Raw genomic sequence first — 14,164 nt, 5'->3', positions numbered from 1 at the left:
CCATTAATTTGTTAATACCCTGTCATTTCCAAATAACCCTCGCCAAGCGGTTCGCCGCTGGCGCGGTCGTTGACCACCACTTCACCTTCCCAGTAGGGCACGCTGGTGGTCATCCAGCGGTTGGCGTGGGGCGCTTCGATGTTGATGTCGATCCCTACTGACGGTATTTCCAGCCGCCATTGGGTGGGCACATTGCGACCGGCGACAGCCGACGTTGCCAGCGGCGTCAGCGTAATGTCATTGGTTGCTAAGGGCGTGGAGTCGCCTTGGGGAGTAATCCAGGTGCCGGAGCGGTAGTCGGCGTTTTGGGCGGAGCCGCCACGTAGTTGAAACGCCATCAACTTGTGGCCGTCATTAAGGTGAATCGAGAACCAGTCCCAGCCTGATTGGCGGGCATCAAGCAGTTGGCTGCTCCACTCATGATCCAGCCAGCCGCGCCCGCTAACGGTTTTTGTCTCGCCGTTAATGGTGACTTCGCCGTTTATTTGCCAGAAGGGCTGGCTGTAGTACATGGAGCCCTGGCCATTGGCGGCTTTCTGGCTAAAACCCTCTTCGCCGTGAAGCACCAGCGGCCCCTCTGCAGTCAGTTCTAAACGGTAGCCAAAACGCGATGCACCCTCGCCGCTGTAGGCGGTTAGTGTGAGGTGATTAAAATCGCTGCTGTCGGCTTCTTCGTTAGCTTTAAGCTGCCAGTCATCCAGCCAGGCATGAAAGGGGCTAATCATTACGCCTGCTTGGCTGTCCTGGGGAGTGTTCAATGAGGCCTGTGAATGGCTGCGCCCGAAACGTTCGGCCACCTGGTGTTGCTTGCCCTGGGAGATCGCCATATGGGCCATCCACAGTTGATCGGCCGCCCAAGGAGTAGGCGCAGGACGTTCGTTGGGAGGTATCAGCGCCTGGCGAAAGAGCGTCCACTGCAGGCCAAGTGGCTCACCGTCGGCGTCTTCTAAATTGGCGGTTAAATACCACCATTCAATGCGGTAGTCCGGGTGGGCGGCGTGCTCTTGTGGAAAACTGAGCGGCTGATTAGGCTCGGCATGCCTAAAACCATCGGCGTCTTGTCCTAAACCGGCAAAGCCTGTGTTGTTGGTTTCGGTTTGATTCTCTTCGTCACAGCCGTAAAGCGTTAGCGCTACAGTGGCTATCAGTAGAAGATGCAAGGTTAGTCGAAGCCTTAAGCTCATTGATTGGCCTCTTCTGCCAGTAAGGCCCGCGGTGAGGCGTGCCAGAAACGCAGCGTGGGCAGGGCTGCTGCCAGGAGTGCCACACCAACGGCAGTGGCCAGGGTAACGGCCATTTCCCCAGGAAATAGATAGAACGGTAGTCGCCAGCCGAAGGCGGCCACATTAATAATCGCCACTAATCCCCAGGTAATCGCGATACCCAGTGGAATGGCCAGCAGGCCGGTGGCTAATGCGGCACCGCTCAGTTGTGCCAGATTTAATTGTGCCAGCTGTGCTCGGGGAACGCCCAGCGCCCATAGCGGCGCTAACTGTTGGCGTCGGCTGCGTGCCTGGGTCAGCAGGCTGGCGAGAAGCGCTAGTGCCGCTACCGCTAGGGTTAATGCATTGAGCGCGCGGGTAATGGTAAAGGTACGCTCAAAAATCTCGGTGGCAATACGCTTGATCTCGCGTTGATCGCTCAGCGCATCGCTACCGAGGTCAAAGCGTTCGAGCAGGGCAGTACGCAGGGCATCAGCATTGGCATCGTCACTCAGCACTAACCCTATGGAGCTAGGCGGCGCATCAAAACGAGCGGCTAGCTGGGGCGATGCCATTAGCACCTGCCCGCTGGGGTTGCCGTAGTCGGGATAAATAGCGGCGATGGTCAGCGTTTCATTGGCGCCAGGCGCGTTCAGCGTCAGGCGATCACCGGGGGAGAGGTTCTCTGCAGTGGCAAGTTGCTCGTTAATAAAAATCGCGCCATCACTAAAGGCTACCCAGGCGGATGAGCGGTCTTGTTGGGTTGCCAGCAGCGGCCAGTGCGGAGTGAGTGATTCGCCAGGGGTAATGCCGTAAAGCTCGATAGGCGTGCCTAAAGAGCGGCTACCTTCCAGCGTTGTAGCGGCCTGTAGTGTTGCATCGCTGCGCCGTGTGAGCAGGCGCTCGAAGACCTCTGGGCGATCAGCCAGCCAAGCATCAATATCCGCATATTGCTCGGCGGGGGCATTCAAGTAGAGCGGGGCGACCAAGCGCTGATCGAGCCAGTCTAAAAACGTAAGGCGAAAGCCGCCGACCATGCTACCGACCCCCAGATTGGTCGCCAGGGCGATAAGTAGTGCCATCATGGCCAGTGACAGCCTAGGTAGCTGAAGCTGCATATCTGCCAGTGCCCAGTGAATAAGCGGGCGCCGCCGGGCGAGGTGCGTCAGCGCTTTTAGTAGCAGTGCTAAAAAGGGTGGCAGCCACAGTGCGCTAGCCAGAAGTAACGCCGCTACCAGCGTAAAGCCTGTCACTAATCCATCGCCAGGGGACTGAAAGCGAAGCCAAACATACAATGCTAGCGCAACGCCCATCGCGAAAGCGCCGCCGATGCTCATTAGCGATAATTGGCGGCGGTAACCGCTACGCCAGGCCTGCATCTGACCTAACTCCAACATGTTTAAGCGGGCCGCGCGCCATAGCACGCCGCTGCCTGCCAGCAGTAGTCCGCCAAGGCTAACCGCCAGCCCACCGACCCAGTAATGCCAGGGCAGGTTGAGCTCTTGCCCGATGCCTGCGCCATAAAGTGAGCCCAGGGTTGCCGCGACATCGGGCAGTAACAAACGTGCCAGCCATACGCCGCTGGCAATACCGGCAAGTGCTCCGATTAGGCCGAGCAGGAGCAGCTCTAAGCTGAGCGCTAGCACTAAACTGCGCCCTGATACACCCAGCACTCGCAGGGTGCGCAGCATGCCCAGGCGTTGCTCCAACGCTAGGCCTAGCGCTGCTTGAACGATGAATAGCCCCACGACCCAGGCAAGTAGCCCCAGTGCGGTAAGGTTCAGGTGAAAGCTTTCGGTCAGTTGACCAGGGGAGGCAAGCGTGGTGGCGCGGGTGAGCGTTAATCCTGGGGGCGCTTCAGTGAGTGCCCCCGGGGCGGCCACGATGCGCGTAAGCTGGTCGCCGCTTTCAAGCAACCGCGCTGCGGCGGCAATATCCATGAACAGCGTGTCTGGGGGTAGTGCTGGCGCTAAAACGAGCGGCGGGAGTGTTTTGCCATCTGCCAAGGTCGGGGTGGCAGCCGATGCATTCTCGCGCGTTATCCCTAGGGCTTCCAAAGCGTCAGGCGCTACGCGTGTTTGCCACGGGGGCGTTAGAAAGTCACTTAACGACGCGGAGGTGTTGGCTTGAGCCAGCGCGTTATCGTTGGAAAGGGTCAGTGGGTCAATGCCGATCAGAGTTAGCCGGGTGCCATCTTGGGTAACGACTTCACCCTCTAGCATGGGCGATACGGGCAAGCCTGCTTGACGCAGGGCGTGATACTCGGCACGACTGAATGGCATGCCATCGCGCCGCTCAAGCTGATCCAGCTGGGTGTCAAACAGCGCATCGGCGCGGGCGTAGCTGTCGCGAGCGGTGGCGTTGATCGCCTGGATGCCACTCCATAGGGCACTAGCCACCCATAGTCCGAGCAGCAGCATTATCAGTTGGCCGGGGTGGCGCCGGTAGTGGCTAAGTAGCGTGGATAGCACCCGGGTCATAGTGCCGCTTCTAGTAGATGACCGTGGCTTAGACGTAGGCAGCGATCAAGCGGAGCCGCCACTTGGGGGCTGTGGGTGACAATGAGCAGGGCGCACTGAGTTTCGCGAATCAGGCTCAATAGCAGTTCAAGCACTTCGCCTGCGGTGGTTTCATCCAAATTGCCCGTGGGTTCATCGGCAAGCAGCAGAGGTGGGCGCGGCGCCAGAGCACGACCAATAGCTAAGCGCTGCTGCTGCCCGCCAGAGAGCTGCTCCGGGTAACGTGTTTCCATGCCACTCAGCCCAAGCCGCTCAATTAAGTGGTCTGTCCAGTCGGCATCGTCGCGATTGGCTAAGCGCGCCTGTAAGCGCAGATTGTCGATGACCGTTAAGCTGGGCACCAAGTGGAATTGCTGGAAGACTAAACCCAGTTGCTCGCGGCGTAGCTTGGCGCGCGTGGGCTCAGGTAGAGACGCGACATTCTGGTTTTCGAAGCTAATTGTTCCTTGGTCGGGAAGATCTAAGCCGGCGGCAAGATGCAGTAGGGTGGATTTGCCGCTCCCAGATTCTCCCATTAGCGCCAGGCTTTCTCCTGCCGCGAGACGAAGGGAGACATCGTTGAGCACGTTCAGCGGCCCTTGTGGCGTCGTGTAGGTTTTATGTACCTGATGAAATTCCAGCATGGCTGCCTTTGTTGTCCATTAAGGTAGAGGCTAGTTGATGCTAGTTTGGAGCCCCTGGTGCACCGCGCTCCCCATATACTGCTATTCCACCCCTGCCCGTGCGTTTAATGAAATACATACTTTTATCCGCGGCATCAATAAGCTCGCCCGCATCGCCAAATCCGCCGTCGTTCAGGCAGGCAATGCCAATCGAAACGGAGACATAGATAGGGTGCGGGTCGTTGTGAGCCATGGGCGTTTTTTCTAAACGCTGGGCAATACGTTTGGCGAATACTTGAGCTGCCTGGGCATCTTCATCTGGCAAAATGACCAGGAACTCTTCGCCTCCCCAGCGCCCCGCAAGATCGCCTTCACGAATAAGCGACTGCAGCGTTTTGCCGAATTTTTGCAGCACGTTGTCGCCCATTTGGTGGCCGTATTGATCGTTGAGCTGCTTAAAGTGGTCAAGGTCAATAAATACCACTGACATGATGCGAGACTGTTCCTGGCACAAGACAAAGCGCTTATGCATCTGCTCTTCAAGCCAGGATCGGTTGGCAAGACCGGTGAGCATATCGGTTCGTGAACGCTCTTCTAACTCTTCTTGTCGTTGACGCAGGGAGGCGAGCTCTACTTGTTGCGTTTCAAAGCGCGCTTTGAGCTGTAACGTCTGTTGAAACAACAGCTGTTGGGCCTCGGCAAGCAACGATTCGTTATCCTGCAAAGGGGGGGCCGTCATTTGCAGCATGTCCGCCAGCGCTGGCAACTGTTCCTGAATATTCTCTAACAAAAGCCGTAATGAGATCGCATGGGCACCCTGGTAGGTTTCAAACTCTCGTATTACGGCGACGAGCGACTGCGCAGGATGTGAAGAGAGCCAGGCGTCGGCGATGGGCCCAGACAATTGAATGCAAAGCCTATCGGCGGCGGTAATGTCGTACTCATCGTGACTATCGCAGATACGCTGAGCGAGCGGTGTTGGAACACCCCACTTGGCGGCAAGCCAAGCACCTACTTGAGAGTGATCGCAGCCAAAAAGGCGCTGTTCCGACTCGGATAACTGTCGATGAGAGAGTGCGGCTTCAGCATACAACTCATGGCTCTCTTTAGGGTATGTTGCCCTTAAAGCCATGATGCCAATGTCTTGTAGTAAGGCGGCAGTGAAAACGGGCCCCGCCATGTCCGGGCAAAGCTGTATGGCAAGGTGTCGTGCAGCTAACGAGGCGATGATAGAGCGCATCCATACCCGCTGGTAATGGGCGTCAATACCTCTGTTTTGAAGCAGGCTGAAGCTCATTACCGCTGCCAGCGTGGTGTCTAACCCCAAACGTGCCGTTGCTTCTTGGCACGCATGTACCTTTATATGACTACGTGAGAAAAAAGCGCTATTGGCAAGGGCAATGATACGCATGCTCAAGGCAGGATCACGCTCGATAGCATTGGCGTAGTCGTTTACCGACGGATGCTCAGTACGCGCCACTTTTAAAACGTTAACGGCGACAGCAGGGAGGGTAGGTAAGTTTGGGCACTTGAGTAGATCAGCTATCAAAAATAACGGTAATTCTGTCGTTAAGACCAGGTCTTTCGAATTATCCTTTGCCTGGATGGCCTGCATTATTCTCTCCTTACGCGTATTTAGCTTGCAGCAGCCGTGAGCCATCCATGGCAATTGCCGTATTGGGCAGTATTCAGTCGTTTGTCTCAAACCATTTTAGGTGATTCGTCTGCTAAATACTCGCGTTTGAATGCCGATTTTATTACAGCTCAAAGTTCAAAAAATACGCTAAACCGAGAGGTTATGTAAGATATTTCTCAGAACCAGCTAAGAAGTTGGCTATTAGATGTCCGGCGCGACATGCGACTAAAGGGTATGGCGATGAGCCTTTTTTTATCTCAATTCAACTACCATACTAGTCATATCAGCTTCTGACGCTAATCGTCTCAGGCTTCTCTAATTAGGATCAGGTGCAATGCACACGACATTACAAACGCTCTGGCAGGGAACCCACGAAGGGGAATCGGTTCGCCAACGGCTATTTCATGTGCTGAGGCAGTCGATTATTCAGATGGTACTGGCGCCGGGGCAGGCGCTATCGGAAAAGGAGCTTGCCGACACTTTTTCGGTGAGCCGTCAGCCAGTGCGGGAAGCTTTCATAAGGCTCTCAGAGTCAGGCTTGGTGGAAGTTCGCCCTCAAAGGGGAACCTATGTTGTACGCATTTCGCGCCAAGCGGTGCTAGAGGCACGATTTATTCGTGAGTCGCTTGAGGTGTCAATCGTACGCGAAGCCACCAAGCAACCCCTTCAGTCTGGCGTGCTAATGGAGCTTAACGAGCTTATTGATCGACAGCGTAGCTGCATCGAGCGACAAGACCATGACCGCTTCTTCTTTCTTGATGAAATGTTTCATCGCACCTTGGCATTGGCTACGGGACAAACCATGGCGTGGAATGTGATTGAAGACGTCAAAGCACAATTAGACAGAGTACGGTATTTGAGTATTCCTGATTCTACGCCTATTCCGAAATTGGCCGATCAGCATCAGGCCATCGTGGATGCGATATCTGCTGGAGATACTGAAGCGGCAGTTCAGGCAATGAGTATTCATCAATGTGAAATACTCCACTCTCTGCCTGAATTAGAGCATCGCTTTCCGGAGCTGTTTGAAGGTGTGAGCATGAATGTTCATGCGCTAACTATATAAAACCCACTAATGAGTACAACAACGCTGCACAAGTTGCATGAAGTAGATCCAGCCAGAACTGGCTGGTGAATTATCAACAATAAATAGATGTCTTTAGGAGCCCTACATGAAACTCACAAAATTACTGCCTGCTGTTGCATTGGTTGTCGCAAGCCATTCGGCTCACGCTGCTTACCAGCTTAATGTCTCAATTGCGTTGAGTCCTCAGGATCCCATTGCTCAGGCGATGGAGAGCGCTAAAGAGGCGATTGATGAGCGCTCAGAGGGAGAGCTGACCATTCAGATTTTCCCAAACAGCCAGCTTGGTTCTGACGAAGACGTGATCGAACAAATTCGTAGTGGTGCCAATATCGCGATCTTAGTCGATGCGGGGCGTTTATCGGAGTATCAACCTGAGTTGGGTATCTTAAGTGCCCCTTATTTAGTTGAAGACTATCGTGACTATGACCAAATCACAACATCTCCGCTTTACCTTGATTGGGTCGAAAGTATGGCAGAAACCAGTGGTTTACGATTACTCAATTATAACTGGTTTCAAGGGTCACGGCAGATGCTGACTCAAAATGAAGTGAAGACACCTGATGATTTGAGTGGTGTGCGTGTACGGACTATCAACTCACCAGTATGGGTGAAAACCGTCGAAGCGATGGGCGCTACTCCAACACCGCTGCCTTGGTCAGAAGTTTACTCAGCGCTACAGCTAGGGTCGATCGACGGGGCTGAAGCACAACTAACCGCCGCTGAAGGCCAAAATCTGCATGAAGTTATTACTCATGTGGCACTAACAAACCATATTCATTTGATGACCGGTATTGCGACTTCTGAACAGTGGTATCAAGCATTACCTGATGAGCTGCGCTCTATTCTTGATGAAGAACTGCTAAAAGCTGGTGAAGCCGCTAGTCAAGCAACCTCAGCGGCTCAAGCCTCAGTGCGCGCGCGGATGGTAGCGGAGGGTGTTACGTTTTCTCAAGTGGATATGGGCGTATTCAGAGATCGAATGGGCAGCGTTTATGAAGAGCTAGGTTACAACCAGTATCGTGATCAATTGCTTTCTTCAGAGTGAGTCTCAGCCTTTGCCCATTAGGGCAAGGGCTTCTCTTTTTTCCTCTTTGCTATTACTTAACTGTCCGGATGCCCGTATAGGGCGAGGAATGCTGTATGTGGCATTGGTACGATAAAGGTGAGGAGTGGCTGGCTATTATGCTACTCGGTGGTACCTCTCTCACCATGTTAGTTAGCTCAACGGCTAGGGCAATAGGGAATCCTTTTGCAGGGGGCGCTGAGCTTGCACAATTTTTGTTTATTTGGACTGCTGTATTAGGGGCTGATATTACTCTGCGCCAGGGAGGCCAGGTGCGAATTGATGCCCTTGTCATTCGTTTACCTCTTAAGTTACAGCTCATGATTACCAGCCTATGTGTTGGGATGATGATGCTCTTTCTAGCTCTTTTAATCTGGTATGGCTTCGTTCTAGCAGCTTCAAACTGGCAGCGTCCCATGGGAGTGGCAGGACTTAGTTATGGGTATATCACTCTGGCACTTCCTGTCGGGGCATTGTTAATGATGCTTTCACTGGTACGCCGCTTGTTCGCTAAGGGCGTCATCGGGAGTTTGGTTGTTGACGATGATGACATTGTGGAGGAGGCGCTATGACGGCAGCTCTGTTATTAGGATTTGGTCTGCTTCTCATGGCGATAGGTATGCCCGTTGCCTTTGCTATTGGAATTGCGGGTTTCTCCTATTTCTTATTGCCAGAAACATTTTTACCGACAAGCATTGCCGTCCAGCGCATTGTATCTTCGACGCAATCATTTCCACTATTAGCTGTGCCGTTGTTTATTTTCATCGGCCATTTAATGAACGCCAGCGGTATTACCCCCCGTTTGGTTCACCTTTCTACTCTATTAGCAGGATGGATGAGCGGTGGTTTAGCCCAGGCAAGTATCGTGTTGAGCACCTTAATGGGCGGGGTTTCCGGTTCTGCCGTGGCGGATGCCGCAATGCAATCCAGGGTGCTGGGAAAAAGCATGATTAAGGGAGGCTATTCAGCGGGGTTTACTGGGGCGGTGCTCTCTATTGGGGGGCTGATTACTGCGACCATTCCACCGAGTATCGGTTTGATCCTTTACGGCTATCTTGGAGAAGTTTCGATAGGGCGGCTATTTATCGCAGGCCTCGTGCCGGGCTTCTTGCTAATGGTGGCGCTGATGCTGACCACTTACATCATGGCTAAACGACGGGGCTATCAGCCAGTAAGGGAGCGGTTGCCCACCGGCCGTGAAGTGCTTAAGGCCCTACGTGGCAGTATCTGGGCAATTCTCTTCCCCGTATGGCTCTTGGTGGGTATTCGCTATGGACTTTTTACCCCCTCCGAAGCAGGTGCTTTTGCGGTTGCTTATGCCTTGTTGGTGGGCTGCGTAATACACCGAGAAATGGGTATTAAAGAGATACTTAATGCCATGCGTGCCAGCGTAAGAGATATTGGCATGATAATGCTGATTATTATGTTCTCAGGCATTATTGGTTATGTCGTCTCTTTTGAAAGGGTGCCGCAAACAATAGCAGAGCTAACACTTGGCGTATTCTCTAGTCATATAACACTGTTGCTGGCAGTTTCCGTAATACTTGTTTTTCTAGGTATGTTGTTAGAAGCCACGGTTGTTGTCATGTTGTTAACCCCCATCTTGGTGCCCGTTATTAAAGCCGCAGGTGTTGATCCTGTTCATTTTGGGCTGTTAATGATGACGCTGGTTACGTTCGGTGGCATGACACCTCCTGTGGGTATTTCAATGTATACCGTGTGCGGAATATTACGATGCTCTTTTTATGAGTATAGCCGTGAGTTACTGCCTTTTGCCTTTGCTGTATTTGTGGTTGTGCTGGGCATTCTCTTCTTCCCCAATGTAGTGCTGTTTTTGCCTAATTTATTGCTGGGCTAAATCTGCCTATGACACTCTCATAATGAAGGAGCGATGATGAAGTTTAATGATAATGTTGAGTTCATGGGCAAAGACTTTCTGTTAGAAAATGAAGCAGCCCGACGGCTTTATCATGAGCACGCAGCGATCATGCCGATTTGCGATTATCACTCGCACTTAGATCCAGTCGAAATAGCTCATAATACTCAGTTCGATAATTTAACCCAGCTATGGCTAAAAGGGGATCACTATAAATGGCGTGCAATGCGCTGCGCGGGTGTTGCTGAGCAGCGTATAACCGGAGATGTCAGTGACCGAGAACGCTTTCAAGCATGGGCGGAAACCGTACCCGACTGCTTAGGCAATCCACTCTATCATTGGACGCATCTTGAGCTTAAGAAGCCGTTAGGGATCGACAATATTCTCCTCTCTGCACAGACAGCTGAGGAGATATGGCACCTATCTAAACAGCGGCTAGCAACTCCACAGCTTAGTGCTCAAGGGATTTTGGAGCGCTTTAACGTGCGTACTATTTGTACCACGGATGATCCTGTGGATAGCTTGGAAACCCATCAACGGCACGCGAAGGCGAACACTGGGCCGACTATGCTGCCGACATTTCGAGCTGATGCGGTTCTCAAAATAGAACAGCCAGCGTTTGTCGATTATCTCGCTACGCTCGAAGTTGCCAGTGGCGTGACGATACAGCGTTTCGATGATTTGCTGGCTGCTCTGTACCAGCGTCTCGAACATTTCGAAAGTTTAGGTTGCTGCCTTTCCGACCATAGCCTTGAGAAGCCCGTTTTTGTTGAGCCTCCTGCAGCTTATGAGCTGGATCGGATACTCGACCGCAGAAAGCGCGGAAATGAACTGAGTAGTGGTGATGTGCACGGCTTTACCACAGCGGTGCTGCTATGGCTCGGTAAGGAGTATGCACGCCGGGGCTGGGTCATGCAGCTTCACATTGGCGCTTTGCGCGATTTAAGCCAGCGGGGGCGTCGTGACATAGGCGCTAACAGTGGTTTCGATGCGATTGGCGATATCACCTACGCAGAACCTTTAGCGGCGCTGTTGGATGCGCTGGATAGCCAGCATCAACTGCCGCGCACCGTGCTTTATAACCTTAACCCGCGGGATAACGAAATGCTCGCTGGGCTGGCCGGTTCCTTTCAAGCTGATGGAATCCCCGGAAAAGTGCAGTTTGGAGCCGCATGGTGGTTTAACGACCAGCGTGATGGCATGGAACGCCAGCTAACTACCCAGATGCAGTTTGGTTTGCTGCGCCACTTTGTGGGCATGCTGACTGATTCTCGTAGCCTTCTATCGTTTTCTCGTCATGAGTATTTTCGGCGTATTTTTTGCCAAATGCTGGGGACTCAAATGACCCGCGGCGAGTTACCCAACGATATTGACCGAGTTGGCGAGCTGGTTCGTGCGGTGTGCTACCACAATGTGCAGCGCTACCTATTTGAGCGTTAACTTCTTTTTACTTCTTGTGATGGATTTACCATGATCATTAGCGATGCATATTTAATCGTAACGTCCCCAGGCCGCAACTTTGTCACGCTGAAAATTGTTACCGAATCAGGAGTGTATGGGATCGGCGATGCCACATTAAATGGCCGCGAGCTGTCGGTGGTCGCCTACCTGGAAGAACATGTGTTACCAACATTGATTGGTCGCGATGCTAGCCGCATTGAAGATATCTGGCACTTTCTGTATCGCGGCGCTTACTGGCGGCGTGGTCCAGTAACGATGACGGCTATTGCCGCAGTGGACGTAGCCCTATGGGACATCAAAGCAAAGCTTGCGGGCATGCCGCTTTACCAGCTGTTGGGTGGTAAGAGTCGTGATCGGGTGATGGTCTACGGTCATGCGACAGGGCGTGATATTGAAGCGTGCCTAGAAGAGGTCGCCCGCCATGTGGATGAGGGCTACAGAGCGGTACGCGTTCAAGCTGGTGTGCCAGGCATTGCCAGCATCTATGGTGTCGCTAAAAAAGAGGGTGAACCCTATGAACCTGCAGATTCTGATTTGCCCGCAGAGCATGTGTGGAGTACCAGTAAATACTTAAACCATGTGCCTAAACTATTTGCCGCCGTGCGTGAGCGCTTCGGCGATGATTTGCACGTGCTACACGATGTTCATCATCGCCTGACGCCCATCGAGGCTGCTCGTTTAGGCAAAGAAGTTGAGCCCTACCATCTCTTTTGGCTTGAAGATTGCGTACCGGCTGAGAACCAGGAGGCGTTTGGTCTTATCCGCCAGCACACCACCACGCCATTGGCGGTGGGCGAAGTCTTTAACAGCCTGTATGACGCCAAAGCGTTGATCGAGAATCAGTGGATCGATTATATCCGCGCCACTCTAACCCATGCCGGGGGGATCACCCATGTACGCCGCATCGCCGATTTGGCGGGTCTTTATCACGTGCGTACCGGCTTCCATGGGCCAACGGATCTTTCGCCGGTTTGCTTGGGGGCGGCGATTCACTTTGACACCTGGGTACCCAACTTCGGCATCCAGGAGTATATGCCGCATACCAGCGCTACTGACAAGGTATTCCCCCACGATTATCGCTTTGAAGATGGGCATTTCATTGTCGGCGAAAAGCCGGGGCATGGCGTCGATATCGATGAACAATTAGCCAAGCAATACCCCTATAAGCGCGCCAGCCTGCCGGTGAACCGGTTAGAAGACGGCACCTTGTGGCATTGGTAGGAGCTATTGATGCAAAACGTTAACAAGATTTTATGTTCCAGTAGGCAAGCCAATCAAATCGCTATTGTCCACCTCGGCCTGGGCGCGTTTCATCGCGCCCACCAGGCGGTCTATTTAGAGCGTTATCGACAACGCAGTGGCGATGGTGAGTGGGGCGTCTGTAGCGCGAATTTGCGCTCTAGCGTTGGTTTAGTCGACGGCTTACGTGCGGCAGTGCAGCGCTATCATGTAGCGGAGTACGCCGACAGTGAGAACATTACGCTGCGGGAAATTGGTGTGATTGAAGAGTCCCTTTTCTCGGGCCGTGATGGCGCGGACGAAGGTATGGATAGCTGGGGCCGAGACCGAGAGGCGCTACTGGCGCGAATGGCCTCTGCGGATACCCGTATCGTGACGTTGACGGTGACTGAGAAGGGCTACTTTTTAAACCCCGCCAGCGGTGAATTAAACGCCGATGACCCGATGATCATCGGTGATATTGCCTCGCCCCAACAGCCGCGGACGGCCCCCGGATTATTGGTAGAAGCGTTGGCCCAGCGGCGTGAGGCTGGCATTGCCCCCTTTACCGTGCTCTCTTGCGACAATATGCCAGATAACGGTAAGCGGACACGCCAGGCGGTGGTGCAACTGGCCGAGCATCGTGACGCAGAACTGGCCAGTTGGATTGCCAGTGAAGTAGCGTTTCCCTGCAGCATGGTGGATCGCATCGTCCCCGCGATGACCGACGCCGACTTTGAGCGCTTAGCGGCATTGGGTGTTTCCGATCCAAACGCCGTGGTATGCGAAGCGTTCACGCAGTGGGTGGTTGAAGATAACTTCCCTCAGGGGCGACCCGGCTGGGAAGCTGAGGGGGTGGAGATGGTGGCAGATGTGGCACCGTTTGAAACCATGAAGCTGCGCATGCTCAATGGCAGCCACTCCTTGCTTGCCTATCTTGGCGCGCTTGCAGGTATCGAAACGGTTTATGACGGCATCAATCACGTCGAGCTTCGGGCGCTGTTGCGCCGATATATGCTTGAAGAAGCGGCACCTACACTTGAGATGCCCGAGGGAATCGATTTAGACGCTTATGCTGACTCGCTGCTGGCACGCTTTGCCAATGACAGTTTGCGTCATCGTCTGCAGCAGATCGCTATGGATGGTAGCCAAAAGCTTCCACAGCGCTGGCTTTCCGGCGCGCTGGAACGTAGTGCTGCTGGTCAAACTTCGCCCTGCGTGGCGCTGGGAGTGGCGGCCTGGATTCGCTATACCGCGGGTCAAGACCTACAAGGAAATAGTTACCCCGTGGATGATCCGCTAGCCAAGCGCTTTGCAGAGCTGCACCAGATGCATGGTAGCGATCCCCGCGCGCTGGTAGCGGCCTATTTAGCCATGGACGATGTGGTGCCAAACGCATTGGCACAAGACGATGCGTTTGCACAGGCGGTGCTGGTGGCATATCAAACACTAACCCAGGGCGGGCTGCGTGAGGCACTAGCGGGCTTATAATCCCGTTAA

Annotated in this window: 11 protein-coding genes; 7 read left to right on the top strand and 4 right to left on the bottom strand. The window is 53.6% G+C overall.

Annotated features, from left to right (window positions below; translation table 11 throughout):
* Window positions 1–11: 11 nt before the first annotated feature.
* The 4 genes from AC4EYZ_RS02880 to AC4EYZ_RS02865 are packed head-to-tail and all read right to left on the bottom strand — an operon-like array spanning window position 12 to window position 5,938.
* Window positions 12–1,184, bottom strand: coding sequence for a lipocalin-like domain-containing protein (locus AC4EYZ_RS02880; protein ID WP_474191491.1), 1,173 nt, complete (start codon window positions 1,182–1,184; stop codon window positions 12–14).
* Complete coding sequence (locus AC4EYZ_RS02875; RefSeq protein WP_474191490.1) at window positions 1,181–3,682, bottom strand: FtsX-like permease family protein; 2,502 nt, start codon at window positions 3,680–3,682, stop codon at window positions 1,181–1,183. Before AC4EYZ_RS02875 ends, AC4EYZ_RS02880 begins: the two co-directional genes overlap by 4 nt.
* The gene (locus tag AC4EYZ_RS02870) at window positions 3,679–4,344 is read right to left on the bottom strand and encodes an ABC transporter ATP-binding protein (RefSeq protein ID WP_430468862.1); all 666 of its coding nucleotides are present in this window, start codon (window positions 4,342–4,344) and stop codon (window positions 3,679–3,681) included. Before AC4EYZ_RS02870 ends, AC4EYZ_RS02875 begins: the two co-directional genes overlap by 4 nt.
* A 40-nt stretch (window positions 4,345–4,384) precedes the next feature.
* Entirely contained in the window at window positions 4,385–5,938 is a 1,554-nt protein-coding gene (locus AC4EYZ_RS02865) for a sensor domain-containing diguanylate cyclase (protein ID WP_474191489.1), read from the bottom strand.
* A 355-nt stretch (window positions 5,939–6,293) separates the two neighbouring features.
* Here AC4EYZ_RS02865 and AC4EYZ_RS02860 point away from each other — a divergent pair, with 355 nt between their 5' ends.
* The 7 genes from AC4EYZ_RS02860 to AC4EYZ_RS02830 all read left to right on the top strand — a co-directional run bounded on the left by AC4EYZ_RS02860 (window position 6,294) and on the right by AC4EYZ_RS02830 (window position 14,155).
* A complete protein-coding gene (locus AC4EYZ_RS02860) occupies window positions 6,294–7,025 on the top strand; it encodes a GntR family transcriptional regulator (RefSeq protein WP_022524054.1) in 732 nt (243 codons plus the stop codon).
* Window positions 7,026–7,131: 106 nt separating this feature from the next.
* Window positions 7,132–8,091, top strand: coding sequence for a C4-dicarboxylate TRAP transporter substrate-binding protein (locus AC4EYZ_RS02855; protein WP_022524053.1), 960 nt, complete (start codon window positions 7,132–7,134; stop codon window positions 8,089–8,091).
* A 95-nt stretch (window positions 8,092–8,186) separates the two neighbouring features.
* Complete coding sequence (locus AC4EYZ_RS02850) at window positions 8,187–8,681, top strand: TRAP transporter small permease (protein WP_022524052.1); 495 nt, start codon at window positions 8,187–8,189, stop codon at window positions 8,679–8,681.
* The gene (locus tag AC4EYZ_RS02845) at window positions 8,678–9,967 is read left to right on the top strand and encodes a TRAP transporter large permease (RefSeq protein ID WP_022524051.1); all 1,290 of its coding nucleotides are present in this window, start codon (window positions 8,678–8,680) and stop codon (window positions 9,965–9,967) included. The genes AC4EYZ_RS02850 and AC4EYZ_RS02845 overlap by 4 nt, the downstream gene beginning before the upstream one ends.
* A 36-nt stretch (window positions 9,968–10,003) precedes the next feature.
* Window positions 10,004–11,425, top strand: a complete 1,422-nt coding sequence (gene uxaC, locus AC4EYZ_RS02840; protein WP_474191488.1) for a glucuronate isomerase — start codon at window positions 10,004–10,006, stop codon at window positions 11,423–11,425.
* Window positions 11,426–11,455: 30 nt separating this feature from the next.
* Window positions 11,456–12,667 carry a D-mannonate dehydratase ManD gene (gene manD, locus AC4EYZ_RS02835; RefSeq protein ID WP_474191487.1) on the top strand — a complete coding sequence of 404 codons (1,212 nt, stop codon included), beginning with the start codon at window positions 11,456–11,458 and terminating at the stop codon, window positions 12,665–12,667.
* A 9-nt stretch (window positions 12,668–12,676) separates the two neighbouring features.
* Window positions 12,677–14,155 carry a mannitol dehydrogenase family protein gene (locus AC4EYZ_RS02830; RefSeq protein ID WP_474191486.1) on the top strand — a complete coding sequence of 493 codons (1,479 nt, stop codon included), beginning with the start codon at window positions 12,677–12,679 and terminating at the stop codon, window positions 14,153–14,155.
* Window positions 14,156–14,164 lie beyond the last annotated feature (9 nt).

It is taken from the genome of Vreelandella sp. 162(4c), from assembly GCF_058152265.1.
The sequence above is the reverse complement of the archived record's forward strand: the minus strand, read 5'-3'. Positions and strand labels throughout refer to the sequence as shown.